The 17797-nt window shown below is 69.5% G+C and carries 14 protein-coding genes and 1 pseudogene; 5 read left to right on the forward strand and 10 right to left on the reverse strand.

All coding sequences use genetic code 11. The features are described from left to right. Nucleotides 1–648, forward strand: a 648-nt coding sequence (locus C667_RS11210) for a uracil-DNA glycosylase (RefSeq protein WP_004363396.1), incomplete at its 5' end; no start/stop codon positions are given. A gap of 86 nt (nt 649–734) precedes the next feature. Here the strand turns inward: C667_RS11210 and lplT are convergent. Next, the gene (gene lplT, locus C667_RS11215) at nt 735–1985 is read right to left on the reverse strand and encodes a lysophospholipid transporter LplT (RefSeq protein ID WP_004363397.1); all 1251 of its coding nucleotides are present in this window, start codon (nt 1983–1985) and stop codon (nt 735–737) included. Nucleotides 1986–2202: 217 nt separating this feature from the next. Here lplT and C667_RS11220 point away from each other — a divergent pair, with 217 nt between their 5' ends. From C667_RS11220 to C667_RS11235, 4 genes are all read left to right on the forward strand, one after another. Then, nucleotides 2203–3120 carry a LysR family transcriptional regulator gene (locus tag C667_RS11220; RefSeq protein WP_083881313.1) on the forward strand — a complete coding sequence of 306 codons (918 nt, stop codon included), beginning with the start codon at nt 2203–2205 and terminating at the stop codon, nt 3118–3120. A 55-nt stretch (nt 3121–3175) separates the two neighbouring features. Beyond that, nucleotides 3176–4600 carry a DNA repair protein RadA gene (gene radA, locus C667_RS11225; protein WP_004363399.1) on the forward strand — a complete coding sequence of 475 codons (1425 nt, stop codon included), beginning with the start codon at nt 3176–3178 and terminating at the stop codon, nt 4598–4600. A 144-nt stretch (nt 4601–4744) separates the two neighbouring features. After that, nucleotides 4745–4996 (forward strand): helix-turn-helix domain-containing protein, encoded by a 252-nt coding sequence (locus C667_RS11230; protein WP_039921328.1) that lies wholly within the window; start codon nt 4745–4747, stop codon nt 4994–4996. Then, entirely contained in the window at nt 4993–6222 is a 1230-nt protein-coding gene (locus C667_RS11235; protein WP_004363401.1) for a type II toxin-antitoxin system HipA family toxin, read from the forward strand. Before C667_RS11230 ends, C667_RS11235 begins: the two co-directional genes overlap by 4 nt. Before the next feature lie 12 nt (nt 6223–6234). Here C667_RS11235 and C667_RS11240 read toward each other — a convergent pair whose 3' ends face one another. From C667_RS11240 to C667_RS11280, 9 genes and pseudogenes are all read right to left on the reverse strand, one after another. Next, nucleotides 6235–6759: a hydrogenase maturation protease gene (locus C667_RS11240; protein WP_245538464.1), complete on the reverse strand. Its 525-nt coding sequence runs from the start codon at nt 6757–6759 to the stop codon at nt 6235–6237. Next, nucleotides 6756–8222: a Ni/Fe hydrogenase subunit alpha gene (locus C667_RS11245; protein WP_004363405.1), complete on the reverse strand. Its 1467-nt coding sequence runs from the start codon at nt 8220–8222 to the stop codon at nt 6756–6758. The genes C667_RS11240 and C667_RS11245 overlap by 4 nt, the downstream gene beginning before the upstream one ends. A gap of 231 nt (nt 8223–8453) precedes the next feature. Continuing rightward, a complete protein-coding gene (locus C667_RS11250) occupies nt 8454–9029 on the reverse strand; it encodes an NADH-quinone oxidoreductase subunit B family protein (protein WP_004363407.1) in 576 nt (191 codons plus the stop codon). Continuing rightward, nucleotides 9029–9760 (reverse strand): 2Fe-2S iron-sulfur cluster-binding protein, encoded by a 732-nt coding sequence (locus C667_RS11255; RefSeq protein ID WP_004363408.1) that lies wholly within the window; start codon nt 9758–9760, stop codon nt 9029–9031. The genes C667_RS11250 and C667_RS11255 overlap by 1 nt, the downstream gene beginning before the upstream one ends. Continuing rightward, nucleotides 9757–11643, reverse strand: a complete 1887-nt coding sequence (locus C667_RS11260; RefSeq protein WP_004363418.1) for an NAD(P)H-dependent oxidoreductase subunit E — start codon at nt 11641–11643, stop codon at nt 9757–9759. Before C667_RS11260 ends, C667_RS11255 begins: the two co-directional genes overlap by 4 nt. Nucleotides 11644–11757: 114 nt before the next feature. Beyond that, on the reverse strand, nt 11758–14232 hold the full coding sequence (locus C667_RS11265; RefSeq protein ID WP_004363420.1) for a glycogen/starch/alpha-glucan phosphorylase: 2475 nt from the start codon (nt 14230–14232) through the stop codon (nt 11758–11760). Nucleotides 14233–14790: 558 nt separating this feature from the next. Beyond that, on the reverse strand, nt 14791–16263 hold the full coding sequence (gene glgA / locus C667_RS11270; RefSeq protein WP_004363422.1) for a glycogen synthase GlgA: 1473 nt from the start codon (nt 16261–16263) through the stop codon (nt 14791–14793). 15 nt (nt 16264–16278) lie between these two features. After that, nucleotides 16279–17547 (reverse strand): glucose-1-phosphate adenylyltransferase, encoded by a 1269-nt coding sequence (gene glgC / locus C667_RS11275; RefSeq protein WP_004363425.1) that lies wholly within the window; start codon nt 17545–17547, stop codon nt 16279–16281. Between the two features lie 2 nt (nt 17548–17549). Further along, a pseudogene (locus tag C667_RS11280) lies at nt 17550–17797 on the reverse strand (glycogen debranching protein GlgX); the annotation flags it as partial.

Raw genomic sequence — 17797 nt, forward strand, 5'->3', positions numbered from 1 at the left:
GCCCACGCCGCGCGTCCCCAGCCCGCGGCCACTCCCACGCCCGCAGCCACGTCCGCAGCGCCCGACCCGGCGCGCAGCGCGCGCATCGCGACGCTCGACTGGGAGGCCCTCGAAGCCGGGATCCACGACTGCAGGGCCTGCGCGCTGTGCGAGCGCCGCAAGCAGGCCGTGCCTGGCGTGGGCGACCGCCAGGCGCGCTGGATGCTGGTGGGCGAGGCGCCGGGCGCGGAGGAGGATCAGCGCGGCGAGCCCTTCGTCGGCCAGGCCGGGCGCCTGCTCGACAACATGCTCGCGGCGATCGGATTGAAGCGCGGCGAGGACGTCTACATCGCCAACGCCGTCAAGTGCCGGCCGCCGCACAACCGCACGCCGGAGCGCGGCGAGATCGCCGCCTGCCTGCCCTACCTCGATCGCCAGATCGCGCTCGTGCAGCCGCAGCTCCTGATCGCGCTCGGCCGCCCGGCCGCGCAGGCGCTGCTCGATCGGGAGATCGCGATCTCGGCGGCGCGCGGCAAGCGCTTCGAGCGCGCGGGCGTTGCGGTCGTGGTCACCTACCACCCGGCCTATCTGCTGCGCAACCCGCAGGACAAGGCCAAGGCCTGGGAAGACCTCTGCTTCGCGCGTCGGCTGATGGCCGAGGCGGGTTGAGGGCAGGGGCCGGACAACGCAGGGGGGGGCCGCCGCGGGCGGCGGGCGGGGACAGCGGGCCCCGCCCGCCTGGGTACGGCCGGGCCTCAGTGCAGCCGGTCTTCCAGCAGCGCGACGTTGTCGAACTCGCGCTGGTTGGCCTCGTGGCGGCGCTTGACCAGCAGCATGGTGCCGGCGACGAGGAGGCCGAACATCACGATCACGGTGTTGATCGACAGCCCGAGGACGATCAGCAGCGCGTAGGTTCCGGTCATCACCAGGATCGACAGGTTCTCATTGAAGTTCTGCACCGCGATCGAGTGCCCCGCGCCCATCAGGATGTGGCCGCGGTGCTGCAGCAGGGCGTTCATCGGCACCACGAAGAAGCCGGCCAGGCCGCCCACGATCACCATCAGCACCATCGCGATCCAGGCCTCGGTCACGCCCACCATGGTCATCACCCCGAGGCCCATCGCGATGCCGAGCGGAATCACGTTCACCGCGCGCCGCAGCGTGATGTAGCGCGCCGCCAGCACCGAGCCGGTCGCCACGCCGAGCGCCACCACGCCCTGCAGCATCGAGGCCTGCGACAGGTTCATGCCGAGGTTGTGCTCGGCCCACTTGATCACGATGAACTGCAGGGTCGCGCCCGCGCCCCAGAACAGCGTGGTGACCGCGAGCGAGATCTGCCCGAGCTTGTCGCGCCAGAGCAGGCGCAGGCAGTGGTTGAAGTCGTGCAGCAGGTAGAGCGGGTTGCTCTTGAGCGGCTTGTGATCCACCCCGGTGTCGGGGATGTACATGTTGAAGATCGCCGCCACCAGGTACAGGGTGCCGACCATCAGCACCGCCGCCCCGAAGGCCGAGCCGACGCCGGGCAGGCCCAGCCCCATCAGCCAGGAGGCGACGTCGCCACGGATCATGATGCCGCCGACCACGGTGCCGACGATGATCGCCGCCACCGTGAGGCCCTCGATCCAGCCGTTGGCCACGACCAGCAGGCGGTGGGGCAGGTATTCGGTAAGGATGCCGTACTTGGCCGGCGAGTAGGCCGCCGCGCCGAGGCCAATCACCGCGTAGGCGAGCAGCGGGTGGGTGCCGAGGAAGAGCATCAGGCAGCCGCCGATCTTGATCGTGTTGCTGATCAGCATCACCCGCCACTTGGGCATCGAGTCGGCGAAGGCGCCGACGAAGGCGGCGAGCGCGACGTAGGAGACGGTGAAGAAGAGCTTGAGCAGCGGCTCGTATTCGGAGGGGGCCGCCATGTCCCGAAGCATGGCGATGGCGATGATGAGCAAGGCATTGTCGGCCAGCGCGGAGAAGAACTGCGCTGCCATGATGATGTAGAAGCCGAGCGGCATCGTCGGGTCGCGGCGGAAGGTCGAAGCGCGGTTTATATCACGAAGCCGATTGCCCGGTGATGATCTCGCGCAGCGCGCGTGCGGGGGCGCGCAAACGCCCGTATGGCAACGGTTTGCGGCGGCAGCGGGGAGGGCCTCGCGACGAACGCGCAGCGATCCCCCCGAATGCGCTGGATTGTGCTTTAATTCGCTTATATAAATCGTACTTATCCACACCATGGCAGATCGCAGACTCCAGGTATTCCACGCGGTTGCGAAGCACGGCTCGTTCACCCGTGCCGCGGAACACCTCCACATGACGCAACCGGCCGTCACCTTCCAGATCAAGCAGCTCGAGGAACACTTCGACACCCGCCTGCTCGATCGCGGTCACGGCAAGATCACGCTCACCGCCGCGGGCGAGCTCGTGCTCGCCTACGCCGAGCGCATCCTCGGTTTGTCGGCCGAGCTCGACTCGCGCGTTTCCGAGCTCACCGACGAGCTCGCCGGCCAGCTGCGCATCGGCACCAGCACCACGATCGCCGCCTACTGGCTGCCGCAGGTGCTGGAGAGCTTCAAGCGCCGCTACCCCGGCGTGCTGCCGCGGGTCGTGGTCGGCACCTCCAAGCTCACCGAGGACCGTGTTGCCGCGCGCGACCTCGACCTCGGCCTCATCGAGATCGCCACCGAGCAGCCCAGCATCGAACGCCGCAGCGCCGCGCGCGACGACCTGCTGGTGATCTGCAGCCCCGACCATCCGCTGGCGAAGTTCAAGGAGCTCACCGCGCGCGACCTCGTCGGCCACCCCTTCATCGATCGTGACCCGGGCAACGGCATCCGCCAGATCGCCGACGAATTCTTCGAGGCCGCCGGCATCGCGGGCAGCCAGATCACCCTGTGCGCCGAGCTCGGCAGCCTCGCCGCGGTCAAGCAGCTCGCGGCTGCGGGCCTCGGCTTCGCGATCGCCTCCGGGCGCGCGATCCGGCGCGACGTGGAAGAGGGCCGGCTGGTGGCGATCCCGCTGCAGCCGCGCCTGCACACCCCGCTCGAGGTCATCCTGCCGCGCGACAAGTTCCGCTCGCGGCTGATCAACGCCTTCGCCGACCACGTGTGCGAGGAGTTCTCCCGCATCGCGGCCGAGCAGGACGAGGACTGATCCCCCGCAAGCTGCGGCCGCTGCCGCAGCCCTGTCGCCGTATCGGAAGACCCTGATGGCACGCCAGAAATCCGCTTTCGTCTGCACCGAATGCGGTGCGCAGGCCGTGCGCTGGCAGGGCCAGTGCCCGCAGTGCCAGGCCTGGAACACCCTCGTCGAGACCGTGCTCGAGCCCGCCGCGCCGGCCGCGGGCAGCCGCTTCGCCGCGCTCGCCGGCGAGACCAGCCGGCTGCAGCCGCTATCCGCGCTCGAGCCGCGCGAGGAGCCGCGCCAGCCCACCGGGCTGGATGAGTTCGACCGCGTGCTCGGCGGCGGCCTCGTCTCCGGTGGGGTCGTGCTGATCGGTGGCGACCCGGGCATCGGCAAGTCCACCCTGCTGCTGCAGGCGCTGTCCAACCTGGCCGCGACCCGCCCGGCCGCCGGTGGCGAGGGCGCTGCGGCCAAGGGCGGCAAGTCGGTCGGGGGCGTGATCTACGTCAGCGGCGAAGAGTCTGGCGAGCAGGTCGCGCTGCGCGCCCAGCGCCTGCAGCTGCCGCCTTCGCCCCTGCAGATGCTCGCCGAGATCAACCTCGAGCGCATCCTGCACACCCTGCGCGAGGCGCGCCCGCGCGTGGCGGTGATCGACTCGATCCAGACCGTCTATTCCGAGGCCCTGCAGTCCGCCCCTGGCTCGGTCGCCCAGGTGCGCGAGTGCGCCGCCCAGCTCACGCGCTTCGCCAAGCAGAGCGGCACCAGCCTGATCCTGGTGGGCCACGTCACCAAGGACGGTACGCTTGCCGGCCCGCGCGTGCTCGAGCACATCGTCGACACCGTGCTCTACTTCGAGGGCGACACCCACTCCAGCTTCCGCCTCATCCGCGCGTTCAAGAACCGCTTCGGGGCGGTGAACGAGCTCGGCGTATTCGCCATGACCGAGCGCGGCCTGCGCGGCGTCTCCAACCCCTCGGCGATCTTCCTGTCGCAGCATTCGCAGCAGGTCGCCGGCAGCTGCGTGCTGATCACCCAGGAAGGCACCCGCCCGCTGCTGGTCGAGGTGCAGGCGCTGGTCGATTCGTCGCAGAGCCCCAACCCCCGGCGCCTGTCGGTGGGGCTGGAGCAGAACCGCCTGGCGATGCTGCTCGCGGTCATGCATCGCCACGCCGGCGTGGTGTGCTTCGACCAGGACGTGTTCGTCAACGCCGTCGGTGGGGTCAAGATCACCGAGCCGGCGGCCGACCTCGCGATCCTGTTCGCGATCGTGTCCTCGCTGCGCGACCGACCCTTGAAGCGCGGCCTCGCGGTGTTCGGCGAGGTCGGCCTCGCGGGTGAGATCCGCCCCGCGCCGCGCGGGCAGGAGCGCCTGAAGGAAGCCGCCAAGCTCGGCTTCGACACCGCCATCGTGCCGCGCGCGAACGCACCGAAACAGCCGATCGAAGGTTTGACGGTGATCGCGGTCGAGCGCGTGGAAGAGGCGCTGGAGCAGCTGCGCGGGTTGGCATAGGCACGGGGAACCCGCGAGCGGGATCCGCCTCCCCGGAGACAGATCGCTGCATCGGAAAACGCACGTTCGGTGCGTAGACATCGTTTATGTTCAGTATATAAAACATGGGGCCAAAAAAACGGCTTTTTGTTTAATATACAGATCATGGACATGATCGAAATCGGCTCGAGGCTTCGCTCGGCGCGCCAGGCACGCGGACTCACCCAGGACGAACTCGCACGCCTCGCAGGTGTCGGCCGTACCAGCCTGTCGCAGCTCGAGAACGGCAGCATCGGCGAGATCGGTATCCGAAAGGTCCTCCGCATCTGCGCGTTGCTGGGGCTGGAGTTGCAGGTGATGCCCGAGGGGCGACTGCCGACGCTGGATGATCTGCTCGCGGAGCGCGGGAGACGATGATGCTGAAGGTGTGGGCGGATGGCGTGCTGAGCGGACGGCTCGATCGAGTGGGATCGGATCCGCGACGTTGCGCCTTTGCCTACGACCCTGCTGCGCGGCCGAGCGAGGCTGTTTCGCTGACCATGCCGCTGAAGCTCGCCGGCTATGAGTATCCGGACGGACTCCATCCGGTGTTCCAGATGAATCTGCCAGAGGGGCGTTTGCGCGCTGTGCTCGAGCGGCGTTTTCGCAAAACCGTGCCGGGGTTTGACGACCTCGCCCTGCTTAAGATCGTCGGGCCGGCGCAGATCGGTCGGCTGCGCTACGGCGAGGAGTCAGCGAACGCCGGGGGCACGCAGCCGATGCAGAGCGTGGCGGAGATCCTGGCCTATGGCGGAGCGGAGGACCTGTTCGCCGACCTCGTCGAACGTTTTGCAACTTCGAGCGGTGTTTCCGGCGTACAGCCCAAGGTGCTGGTGCGTGATGAGCGTGCCTGGTCGCTCTCCGGCGACGGGCGACGTAGCCTGACCGTGCGGGGCGCCACGCACATCGTCAAGACCTGGGAGGCGGACGAGTTTCCCGAGCTCGCGGCCAACGAGTATTTCTGCCTGCAGGTCGCGCTGCGCGCCGGCTTGCCGGTTCCCGCCCACGCCTTGTCCGACAACGGGCGCTTCCTGGTCGTCGAGCGCTTCGATCTGGACGAGACGGGGCGTTACCTGGGCTTCGAGGACGCCTGCGTGCTGCAGGGGCTGCCGGTCGCCGCCAAGTACGACGGGAGCTACGAAGCGCTGGCGAAAACGCTGGCCTGCTTCGTTTCGCCCGGGCAACGCCTGCAGACACTCGCCCACCTCTTCCGGCTGCTGGCGGTGTGCTGCGCGCTACGCAATGGCGATGCGCATCTGAAGAATTTCGGCGTGGTGTATGAGGCGCCAGACCATCCTGTCGGCTGCGCCCCGGCCTACGACATCGTCACGACCCAGGTCTATCTGCCGAGAGATGTGATGGCCTTGACGCTCGACGGTCGCAAGTCGTGGCCAAGCGCCAAGGTGATGCTGCAGTTCGCGCAGCGGCATTGCGGGTTGGGCGGGGCGCAGGCGCGCGAGATCCTGTCCGAAGTGGCGGATGCGGTCGCGGACGTGGGTGCGGGAATGCTCGTCGAGGCGGGGATGCGCGGCGGGTTCGGCCCGATTGCGCAGGCGATGCGGCAGGTGTGGGACCAGGGCGTCACGCGCAGCCTGGTCGAATGAGCCCGGCGCGGCTCAGCCCTGTGCAAGCCAGGTTCGCGACCAGGCGATCGCCGCACGCAGGTTCTCTCGCGCGGTGGCGCTCGTCGGAGCACCAAGCTCCCAGCCTTCTCCTCGAATCGCCAGCAGCCAGCATGGAGGCGGAGGCTCGGCTTCAACTTCGCGAAACACCTGGAGGATCGCGTGCGGCGACACCGCATGCGTGGTGAAGCTCGCATCGCGTGCAGGCTCGATACGCTCGAACGTGAAGGGCGCCGCCGCATCGGCCGAGGCATCGACGAACAGCACCCGCGCGCGCCCCTTCAGGTCCAGCGCGTGCTCGACCTGGAGCTGGAAGTCGGTGAGGCATTCGACGCCGGGCAGCTTCAGCGCCTCGACCGCGTCGACGAACAGCGGCCCGAGCGCATCGTCCCCCCGGCTCGGGTTGCCCCAGCCGAAAACCAGCACTGGCGCGGGTACCACCGCCTCCAGCCCGGAGCCCGGCGCAGGCGCTTCGTGCCGCTGCACCGGCGCACCGTCCCCGCTGGCCACAGCGCTCACGCCTTGTACTTCCGGTCCAGCTCCGTGCCCTCGGCATCCACCAGCGTGACCTCGAGCGGCATCTTGCCGAGCGCGTGGGTGGCGCAGGACAGGCAGGGGTCGAAGGCGCGGATGGCGACCTCGATGTGGTTGAGCAGGCCCTCGGTGATCTCCTGCCCGTCGAGGTATTGCTTCGCCACCTCGCGCACGGCGGTGTTCATCGCCTGGTTGTTGTTGGTGGTGGAGACGATCAGGTTGGCCATGGTGACGAGGTCGTCGTCACCCACCTGGTAGTGGTGGAAGAGGGTGCCGCGCGGCGCCTCGATCACGCCCACGCCCTCGCGCCGACGCTCGCCGCCGGCCATCAGCTCGGTGCCGGAGAGGTCGTCGTCGTGCAGCAGGTCCTTGATGGTCTCGGCGGCGAACAGCATCTCGATCATGCGCGCCCAGTGGAAGGCCAGGCTGCCATGCAGCGGCTTGCCGCCGGCGTAGGCGACGAGCTCGCGGCGCTCGTGCTCGGCAAACGGCGTGGGGATGCTGTCGCAGTTCTGCACGCGCGCGAGCGGGCCGACCTTGTACCAGCCGGCCTCGGGGCCCATCGAGGTGAAGTAGGGGAACTTCATGTAGCTCCAGGGCTTGACCTCCTCGGTGATGAGGCGGTCGTAGGTCTGATAGTCCACCTGGTCGAAGAGGATCCGGCCGTCGGCGTCCTTGGCGCGCAGCACGCCGTGGTAGAGGTCGAGGCTGCCGTCGGGTGCGACCAGGCCCATGAAGCTCGAGCGCACGGTGCCGAAGTGGTCGTAGAGCGCCGGGTCCTGCTGGTGGAGCTCCTTGATGATGCGCACCGCGTCGCGGCTCCAGGCGATCATCTGGTAGGCGTCCTTCAGCAGGTCCTTGCGCTCGTCGGCGGTCAGCGAACGATTGACGCCGCCCGGCACCGCGCCGGTCCCATGTACGCGCTTGCCCGCGGTGAGGCGGATCACCTCCTGGCCGAACTTGCGCAGCAGGATGCCCTTCTTCGCGATGTCGGGATACTGCTGCGCCACGCCGACGATGTTGCGCCGGCCGACCTCGGAGCCGAAGCCGAACAGCAGGTCGGGCGAGGACAGGTGGAAGAAGTGCAGCGCGTGGGACTGCAGGATCTGGCCGTAGTGCATCAGGCGGCGCATCTTGTCGGCGGTCGGGGTGACCTTGCTCGCGCCGACGATGAGGTCGAGCGCCTTGCTCGCCGCGAGGTGGTGCGAGACCGGGCAGATGCCGCACAGGCGCTGCACCATCACCGGCACCTCCCAGTACGGGCGGCCCTGGATGAAGCGCTCGAAGCCACGAAACTCGACGATGTGCAGGCGCACCTGGTGCACCTTGTTGTTCTCGTCGAGCAGGATGGTGACCTTGCCGTGGCCCTCCACGCGCGACACGGGGTCGATGGCGACGCGGCGCAGGTTTTCGCCGGGAACCGAGGCGGTTTCGAGTTCGAAGTTCATGGCTGGTGTCCTTCGCGTTTTTGAGTAAGAGTTCTGTGGGGGGCGCCGCGCTTGCGCAGCAAGAATCCCACCGCGAGGGTTTCGGTAGCAGCGCCGGCAGGCGCGAAGACGGCAATCGGGAACGGCACGCGCATCGCACCTCCAGTCGTCCGCTTCGCGGCTGCCGCCGCTCCTGCGTCGCACCGCACCGCGAGGGTTTCTGTAGGAGCGCCGGCAGGCGCGAAAGCGGCCTTAGTCGTAATGCAGCTGGCCGTGGGCAAGGCGGGGGGCCTTGCCCTCGATCAACTGGGTCAGGAAGGCCCAGATCGCATCGCCCGAGGGCGGGCAGCCCGGCAAGAAGTAGTCGATCCTCACCACCTCATGCACCGGATGGACCTGGTTCAGCGGCAGCGGCAGCTCCGGGTCATCGGGGATGCGGCTGCCCTCGGCGAGGCCGTGGCCGGTACGGTAGACCTCCTGCAGGATGTCGGCGAGCTCGAGGTGGTTGCGCTGCGCCGGCAGGCCGCCGTTGACCGCGCACGCGCCGAGCGCGATCAGCACCTTGCAGTTGGCGCGGAACTCGCGCAGCACGTGCACGTTCTCGGCGTTGCACACCCCGCCCTCGATGAGGCCGATGTCGCAGGGGCCGCAGTGCTTGATGTCGGTGAGCGGTGAGCGGTCGAACTCGATGAGCTCGAGCAGCGGCAGGATGCGCTCGTCGATGTCGAGGAAGGACATGTGGCAGCCGAAGCAGCCGGCCAGCGACACGGTCGCCACCTTGAGCTTGCGCGGCGCGCCGCCCGCGCCGTTCGTGGTCTCGATGCGCATCAGCCGGCCTCCCCGATGCCCGCGCCGGCCTTGTCGTTGGCGCCCATGCTCGCGCTGATCGGCTGGCGGTCGTAGGTGCGCTGCCCGATCGGCACCGCGAAGCCCACCCGTTTTTTAAGGATCACCCCCACCGGGCACACCGCGGCGGCGCGGTCGGTGGCGGCGAAGTCGGTGTCGGCGAGACGCCCCGTGTCGCTGTTGACCACCAGGTGCGACCGGGTGCCGCGCCCGGCGAGCGCGAACACGTTCTTGCCATCGACATCGCGGCTGGCACGCACGCACAGCTCGCACAGGATGCAGCGGTTGAACTCGAGCAGCACCTCGAGGTGCGAGGCGTCGACCGGGCGGTCGGGGTAGAAGTGGTCGAAGTGCGGCGTCAGCATCCCCATCTCGTAGGCGGTGGCCTGCAGCGCACAGTCGCCGCTCTTCTCGCACGAGGGGCAGAAGTGGTTGCCTTCGACGAACAGCAGTTGCAGCAGCGTGCGGCGCTTGGCGTCGAGCTCGTCCGTGCGGTTCTCCACCTCCTGGCCGGCAGCGGCGCGCACCGTACAGGACGTGGCGAAGCGACCGCCGATCTTGACCGTGCACAGCTTGCACGAGCCGTGCGCGGCGAAGTCCGGATGCCAGCAAAGGTGCGGGATGTACTTGCCCGCGGCGGCTGCGGCCTGCATTACCGTCTGGCCGGGCGTGAAGGGGATGTCCTCGCCGTCGAGCAGGAAGGAATCGTTCATGGCTGCAGATCCTTTGCCGAGGCGGGCTCGGCGGAGGCGGGGGCGTCCTGCACGCCGGCCGTGGTGGCGCGGCCGTGCGCATGGGCGCGCTCCTCGGCCAGCGCCCCGCGGTTGTCGCCGAGGTGGGCGCCGGGGTCGTCGCGGCCGGTCATCCGGCGCGCCTGCGACAGCGCGGCGTCGAGATCGAACGCGGGCTCGTAGTCGGGCGAGTGCAGGCGCCGCTCGAAGGCGGGGCGGAACTTGACCAGCATGTCGTCGATCGCGATCGTCGCCGTGTTGCCCAGGCCGCAGTGGCTGGCGCCCTGCATCAGCCGGTGCATCTTCGCCATCTCGTCGAGGTCGTAGGGCGAGCCGTGGTCGGCGGCGAGCTTGTCCAGCAGGCGCGCATTGACCGCGGTGCCGACGCGGCAGGGCGTGCAGAAGCCGCAACTCTCATGCGCGAAGAAGTGGGCGAAGTTGCGCGCCACCTCGAACATGTCGCGGGAGGCGTCGAACACCATGATCGAGCCGCCGGTGGCCACGTCCTCGAAGGCGATGCGGCGGCCGAACTCGTCCGCCGCCAGGCAATGCCCGGCCGCACCCGCGCTGGTCACCGCCTGCGTGTCGCGCGCGCCGGCGGCCTCGAGCACCTCGGCGACGCTGACGCCGAAGGGAAACTCGTAGATCCCCGGGCGCGCCACGTCGCCCGACACCGAGAGCAGCTTGGTGCCGGTCGAGGCCGGCGTGCCGATGGCGCGGAACCACTCGCCACCGCGCACCGCGATCAACGCCGCGAGCGCGAGCGTCTCGACGTTATTCACCGTGGTCGGCTGGCCACGGTAGCCGTTGGTGACCGGGAAGGGCGGGCGGATGCGCGGCTTGCCCGGCTTGCCCTCGAGCGACTCGATGAGCGCGGACTCCTCGCCGCAGATGTAGGCCCCGGCGCCGAGGTGAATCTCGATGTCGAAGGTGAAGCCGCGGCCGAGGATGTTGCGCCCGAGCAGGCCCTGCTCGCGGCGCTGGGCGAGGCGGGTCTCGAGGCGGTCGAGCAGGTAGCGGTATTCGCCGCGCAGGTAGATGAAGCCCTTGTTGGCACCGATCGCCATGCCGGCGATGCACATGCCGTCGACCACCAGGTCGAAGTAGCTCGCGAGCAGCACGCGGTCCTTGAAGGTGCCGGGCTCGCCCTCGTCGGCGTTGCAGATCACGTAGTGCGCGTCGCCCCAGGCGTCGCGGCACGAGCGCCACTTGATGTCGCTGCCGAAGCCCGCGCCGCCGCGGCCGCGCAGCGCGGAGCGTTCGATCTCGCCAAGGATGCTCGTCGCCCCGCGCTCGAGCGCGGCGGCGAGGGCTTGGCCCGGTGCCAGGCCGTGGTCGAGCAGCACGTCGCGGCAGCGGATGTTGTCCTCGACGTGGAACCACTCCGGCGGCCAGTCGCCCACCGGCACGCGGCGGCGGATCAGGTGCGCAATCTCGTCGATGCGTTCCGGGGTGAGGCGGGTGACCGTGCGCCCGTTGGCCAGCAGCGCCGGCCCCTGGTCGCACATGCCGGTGCACGACGTGGTTGCCACGCTCACCAGGCCGTCCTCCGATACCTTGCCCGGCTGCAGCCACAGCTTGTCGCACAGCGCCTGCATCAGCGCCTGGTTGCCGAGCATGCGGTCGGTGATGTTGTCCGAGAACAGGATGCGGTACTCGCCCGCCGGCCGGGTGTGCAGGAAGCTGTAGAAGCTCGCCGTGCTCTCGACGCGGGCGCGCGGCATGCCGAGCGCGTCCGCCAGCGCGCCGAGGGTGGCGGGCGCCAGCCAGCCGTCGCGGGCCTGGAGCTCGATCAGGATCTGCAGCAACTGCAGCGGATCGCGCCGGTGCCGTTCGAGGATGTCTTCGAGTTCTGCTGTCGCCACGATGGGCTCCCTGTCTTTGCGTGCACTGCAGCATGATTATCGCGCGGACTCGGCGGGCCGCGTCATGGAAACGGTGCGACCCCGTGATCCAATGCGCTTATCCGCGCCTTCCCCTCACAGCCCGCCCGGGCTGCCGATGTGAAGCGGCGCGGTGTGCCAGATCGTGCGCGCGTACTCGGCGATGGTGCGGTCGGACGAGAACACCCCCATGCCGGCGATGTTGAGCAGGCTGCACCGGCTCCATTGCAGCAAGTCGCGATAGCGCGCGTCGGCCTCGGCCTGGGCGTCGAGATAGCTCGCGTAGTCGGCCAGCAGCAGGTAGTGGTCGCCCCAGTTCACCAGGGTGTCGAAGATCGCCTGGTAGCGCCCCGGCTCGTCCGGGCTGAAGAGGCCCTCGCGGATCGCGTCGAGCGCCGCGGCCAGTTGCGGGTCGCGCTCGTAGTACTGGCGCGGCTGATAGCCGCCGTTGCGGATCTGCGCCACCTCGGCCGCGGTGTGGCCGAAGATGAAGACGTTGTCCTCGCCGACCTGCTCGCGGATCTCGACGTTGGCGCCATCCAGCGTGCCGATGGTGAGCGCGCCGTTGAGCGCGAGCTTCATGTTGCCGGTGCCCGAGGCCTCGGTGCCGGCGGTGGAGATCTGCTCGGAGAGGTCGGCCGCGGGGATGATCAGCTCCGCCAGGCTCACCGAGAAGTTGGGTACGAAGACCACCTTGAGGCGATCACCGACACGCGGATCGGCGTTGATGACCGCGGCCACGTCATTGATGAGGCGGATCACCAGCTTGGCCATGCGGTAGGCCGAGGCCGCCTTGCCGGAGAAGATCGCCACCCGCGGCACGTGCTCGGCGTCCGGTTCGGCGAGGATGCGCTGGTAGCGGCTCACCAGGTGCAGCACGTTGAGCAGCTGGCGCTTGTACTCGTGGATGCGCTTGACGTGCACATCGAAGAGCGCCGCCGGATCGACGTGGAGGCCGCAGTGCTGGCCGATCCACTGCGCGAGGCGCAGCTTGTTGGCCTGCTTCACCGCGCGCAGCGTGTGCAGGAAGTCGCCATCGTCGGCGTGCGCGCGCAGGCCGTGGAGCTGCTCCAGGTCGCGCCGCCATCCCGGGCCGATGCGGCTGTCGATCAGCGCCGCCAGCCCCGGGTTGGCGTGCGCCAGCCAGCGCCGCGGGGTCACGCCGTTGGTCTTGTTGTTGAAGCGCTGCGGCCACACGCGCGCGAAGTCGGCGAAGATCGACTCGCGCATCAGCGCCGAGTGCAACGCCGACACGCCATTCACCGAGTGCGAGGCGACGATCGCCAGGTAGGCCATGCGTACCCGTCGCTCGCCCTGTTCGTCGATCAGCGACATGCGGCGCATGCGCTCGACGTCGGGCCCGAGCTCGGCGTTGAGCTCGGCGAGGAAGTGCGCGTTGATGTCGAAGATGAGGCGCAGGTGGCGCGGCAGCACGCGGCCGAGCATCTCCAGCGGCCAGGTCTCCAGCGCCTCGTGCATCAGGGTGTGGTTGGTGTAGGAGAACACCCGCCGGCACAGCGCCCAGGCGTGCTCCCACGCCAGCCCGTGCTCGTCGACCAGCAGGCGCATCAGCTCGGGCACCGCAAGCACCGGGTGGGTGTCGTTGAGGTGGATGCTGACCTTGTCGGGCAGGGCCTCGAAGTCGCCGTGGCCGACGCGGTAGCGGCGCAGGATGTCCTGCAGGCTGGCGGAGACGAAGAAATATTCCTGGCGCAGGCGCAGTTCGCGGCCCTCGAGGGTGGAGTCGTCCGGATAGAGCACGCGCGACACGTTCTCGGAGTGGTTCTTGCTTTCCACCGCGCCGAAGTAGTTGCCGCGGTTGAAGGCCGAGAGGTCGATCTCCTCGGTCGCACGCGCCGACCACAGGCGCAGCGTGTTGGTCACCTCGGTGCCGTAGCCGGGGATGATCGAGTCGTAGGCCATCGCCAGCACGTCGTCGGTGCCCACCCAGTGCACCTGCCCGCCGTCCTCCTGCAGGTGCCCGCCGAAGCGGATGCGCATGCGGATCTCGGGGCGGGGAAACTCCCAAGGGTTGCCGTGGGTGAGCCAGTAGTCGGGCACCTCGACCTGCTGCCCGTCGACGATCTGCTGGCGGAACATGCCGTAGTCGTAGCGGATGCCGTAGCCGAAGCCGGGCACGCCGAGCGTCGCCATCGAGTCGAGGAAGCAGGCCGCCAGGCGGCCGAGGCCGCCGTTGCCGAGCGCAGCGTCGGGCTCGAGCTCGGGCAGGCTGTCGGGGTCGATGTCGAGCGCGCGCAGCGCCTCGCGCACCGGGCCGGCGAGCTCGAGCGCGAGCATGGCGTTGCCCAGGCTGCGGCCGATGAGGAACTCCATCGACAGGTAGTAGACGCGCTTGACGTCCTGCGCGTAGCTCGCCCGCGTGGTCTTCATCCAGCGCTCGAGCAGGTGGTCGCGCACCGTGTAGGCGACCGCGTGCAGCCAGTCTTCGGGCAGCGCCGATTCCGGGTTCTTGCCGATCTGGTACATCAGCTTGTTGGCGATCGCACGCTTGAGCGAGTCGACGTCGTCGCTCGGGCGGTCGTACTGCAGGGTGAACTGGGCAAGATCCATGAGAACTCGTTGGCGTTCCGGAAAACGGGTGGCGCCCGCCCGCGGCACATGACACGCGGGGGCGAAACCCGGCATTTTAGGCCTTTCGCAAGGGAAGGCGCGACGAAGGTGGCTGCGTCGGCGCCGCGTCCTTCGCGCCTGCCGGCGCTCCTACAGGAGGCGGCGAGGGCTCGGTGCTCGTACGGCCCTCCGAGCGGGGATGGTTCCTGTAGGAGCGGCGGCCGCCGCGAATCGGGGCTTGGAGCTTGCAACCCGCGTCGGCGGGGTCTCCTTCGCGCCTGCCGGCGCTCCTACAGGAGGCGGTGCGGGCTCGATGCTCGTGCGGCCCACCGAGCCGCGATGGTTCCTGTAGGAGCGGCGGCAGCCGCGAATCGGGCCTTCGAGCATGCGACCCGCGTCGGCGGGGTCTCCTTCGCGCCTGCTGGCGCTCCTACAGGAGGCGGTGCGGGCTCGATGCTCGTGTCGCCCTCCGCGCCGTGATGGTTTCCTGTAGGAGCGCCGGCAGGCGCGAATGCTGCGCTTGGGCGGCGTTGCGCGTCGGCGGGGCGGCTTTCGCGTCTACGGGAGCGCCGACATCGGCATGAGGCTGCGGTAGAGGGCGAGGTATTCGGTGGCGGCGCGGGTCCAGCCGAAATCCCGCGCCATGCCACGGGCGCGCACGCGTCGCCATTCGGCCGGGCGGCGGTGGAGGGCTTGCACGCGCTGCAGCGTGCGCTCGAGTGCGGCGGCGGAGAACTCCTCGAAGACGAAGCCGGTGGCGTCCGTGTCCAGCGTCTCCAGCCGCGTGTCGGCCACCGTGTCGGCCAGTCCACCGACGCGGCGCACCAGGGGAAGGGTGCCGTACTTGAGGCCGTAGAGCTGGGTCAGCCCGCAGGGCTCGTAGTGCGAGGGCACCAGGATCACGTCGCTGCCGGCGATCAGGCGGTGGGCGAAGGCCTCGTCGTAGCCGAGACGCACCGCCACCGCATCCGGCGTCGCCGCGGCCGCGTCGCGGAAGGCGGCCTCCAGACCGGCGTCGCCGCTGCCGAGCAGGGCGAACTGGCCGCCATCGGCCAGCAGCGCGGGCAGCGCCTGCAGCACCAGGTGCAGGCCCTTCTGCTCGGTGAGCCGGCTCACCACGCAGTACAACGGGCCCTCGGCCTTGCCCGCCAGCCCGAGCTCGCGGCGCAGCGCGCTGCGGCAGCGCGCCTTGCCGGCCAGGTCGTCCGCCGTGTAGCGCGCGGGAAGCAGGGCGTCGGTGGCCGGATCCCACACCGCCGCATCGACCCCATTGAGGATGCCCGAGAGCTCGTGCGCGCGGGCGCGCAAGAGTCCGTCCAGCCCGCAGCCCTGTTCCGGTGCCTGGATCTCGCGCGCATAGCTCGGGCTCACCGTGGTGACGCGCTCGGCGTAGTACAGCCCGGCCTTCATGAAGTTGAGATGGCCGTGGAACTCCACGCCGTGGATCGAGAAGAAATGCGCCGGCAGCCCGAGCGCGTCGAAGCAGGCGCGCGGGAACAGGCCCTGGTAGGCGAGGTTGTGCACCGTGAACACGCAACCCGGCAACTTCCGCCCGCTCATCGCCGCGGCCTGCAGCCAGGCGGGGACGAGGCCGGCGTGCCAGTCGTGCGCGTGCAGCACGTCGGGCTGCCAGGACGCGTCCAGCCCCTGCGCGAGCTCGGCGGCAGTCCACCCGAGCAGGCCGAAGCGCAGGTGGTTGTCGGCGTAGGGCTGCTGCCCGGCGTCGGCGTAGGGGCCGCCCGTGCGCCGGTACCAGCCGGGAGCGTCGATCACGTAGGCGTCCACCCCGACCGCGGGCAGGCGCCCCCGCAGCAGGCGCGCGGGGTGGCTCCCCATCGCGCCCGGCGGTTGCAGGCGGGCGACTTCGACGGGCGACTCCAGCCCGGCGAGGATGGCGTCGAAGCCGGGCAGCAGCACCCGCAGCCCGGCCCCGAGCGCGCCCAGGGCCGGCGGCAGCGCCCCGGCGACGTCGGCCAGCCCGCCCGTCTTCAGCAGCGGGAAGATCTCGGCACAAACCTGAAGGATCCGCATCTTCTTTTCCTTGGCTCAGAGTCGGTCGAGCATTTCGCGCGTCACCAGCACCACGCCGCCCTCGGTGCGGTGGAAGCGGCGCGCATCATCCTCGGCGTCCTCGCCGATCACGGTGCCCTCGGGGATCACGCAGCTGCGGTCGATGACCACCTTCTTCAGGCGGCAGTGGCGGTTGATCTGCACATCGGGCAGCACCACCGCCTGCTCGATCGTGCTGTAGGAGCGCACCAGCACGTTGGAGAACAGCACCGACTGGCGCACCGTCGAGCCCGAGACGATGCAGCCGCCCGACACCAGCGCGTTGATCGCCTCGCCGCGGCGGCCGTCCAGGTCATGGACGAACTTGGCCGGCGGCAGCTGCTCCTGGTAGGTCCAGATCGGCCAGTCCTTGTCGTACATGTTGAGCGCGGGCGTGGTCGAGGCGAGGTCGAGGTTGGCCGCCCAGTAGGCGTCCACCGTGCCAACGTCGCGCCAGTAGGGGCCGGAGAAGGGCGGGGCGGCGATCGCCGAGAGCGTGAACGGGTGGGCGAGCGCCTGGTGCTCGGCCACCGCGCGCGGGATCAGGTCCTTGCCGAAGTCGTGGCTGGAGTCCGGATTCTTCGCGTCGTCCTCGAGCAGGTGGTAGAGGTAATCGGCCGAGAACACGTAGATGCCCATGCTGGCGAGCGACAGCTCCGGGTTGCCCGGCATCGGCGGCGGGTCGGCGGGCTTCTCGACGAAGGCGGTGATGTGGCGACGCTCGTCGATCGCCATCACGCCGAAGGCCTTGGCCTCCTCGCGCGGCACGTCGATGCAGCCCACGGTGACGCCACGACCGCTGGCGACGTGGTCCTCGAGCATGATCGAGTAGTCCATCTTGTACACATGGTCGCCGGCGAGCACCACGATGTAGTCGGGCGGGGTGGAGTTGCGGATGATGTCCAGGTTCTGGAACACCGCGTCGGCCGTGCCCTGGTACCAGTGTTCCTCGTCGGTGCGCTGCTGCGCCGGCAGCAGGTCGACGAACTCGCCCATCTCGTTGCGCAGGAAGCTCCAGCCGCGCTGCAGGTGGCGCAGCAGCGAGTGCGACTTGTACTGGGTGATCACGCCGATGCGGCGCAGGCCCGAGTTCATGCAGTTCGACAGCGCGAAGTCGATGATGCGGAACTTGCCGCCGAAGTGTACCGCCGGCTTGGCGCGCACGTTGGTGAGATCGCGCAGGCGCGAGCCGCGCCCGCCGGCGAGCACGAGGGCGAGGGTGCGGCGCGTGAGGATCCGTCGTCGGTTGGCAGCTTCGGCAGGCATGATCAGGACTCCTGGTGGTGTTGTGCGGATTCGAGCAGGACGAGCACGGCGCGCGCGGGCAGCGTGTGTTCGACGGGATTCGTTGCGTGGCCGGGCGGCTGCGGCGCCGGGCGGCCGTCGGCCCGGACGCTGTCGAAGACCGCCGACCATTCGCCCGCGGGCAGGCGGAAGCGGCACGCCTCCGCCACGGGGTTGATGAGCAGCAGCACGCTGCGCGCGGGCGCGGCGGCATCCGGCGACGACGTGGCGG

Origin of the sequence: Thauera phenylacetica B4P (genome assembly GCF_000310225.1) — a bacterium.
GTDB classification, from domain to species: Bacteria; Pseudomonadota; Gammaproteobacteria; order Burkholderiales; family Rhodocyclaceae; genus Thauera; species Thauera phenylacetica.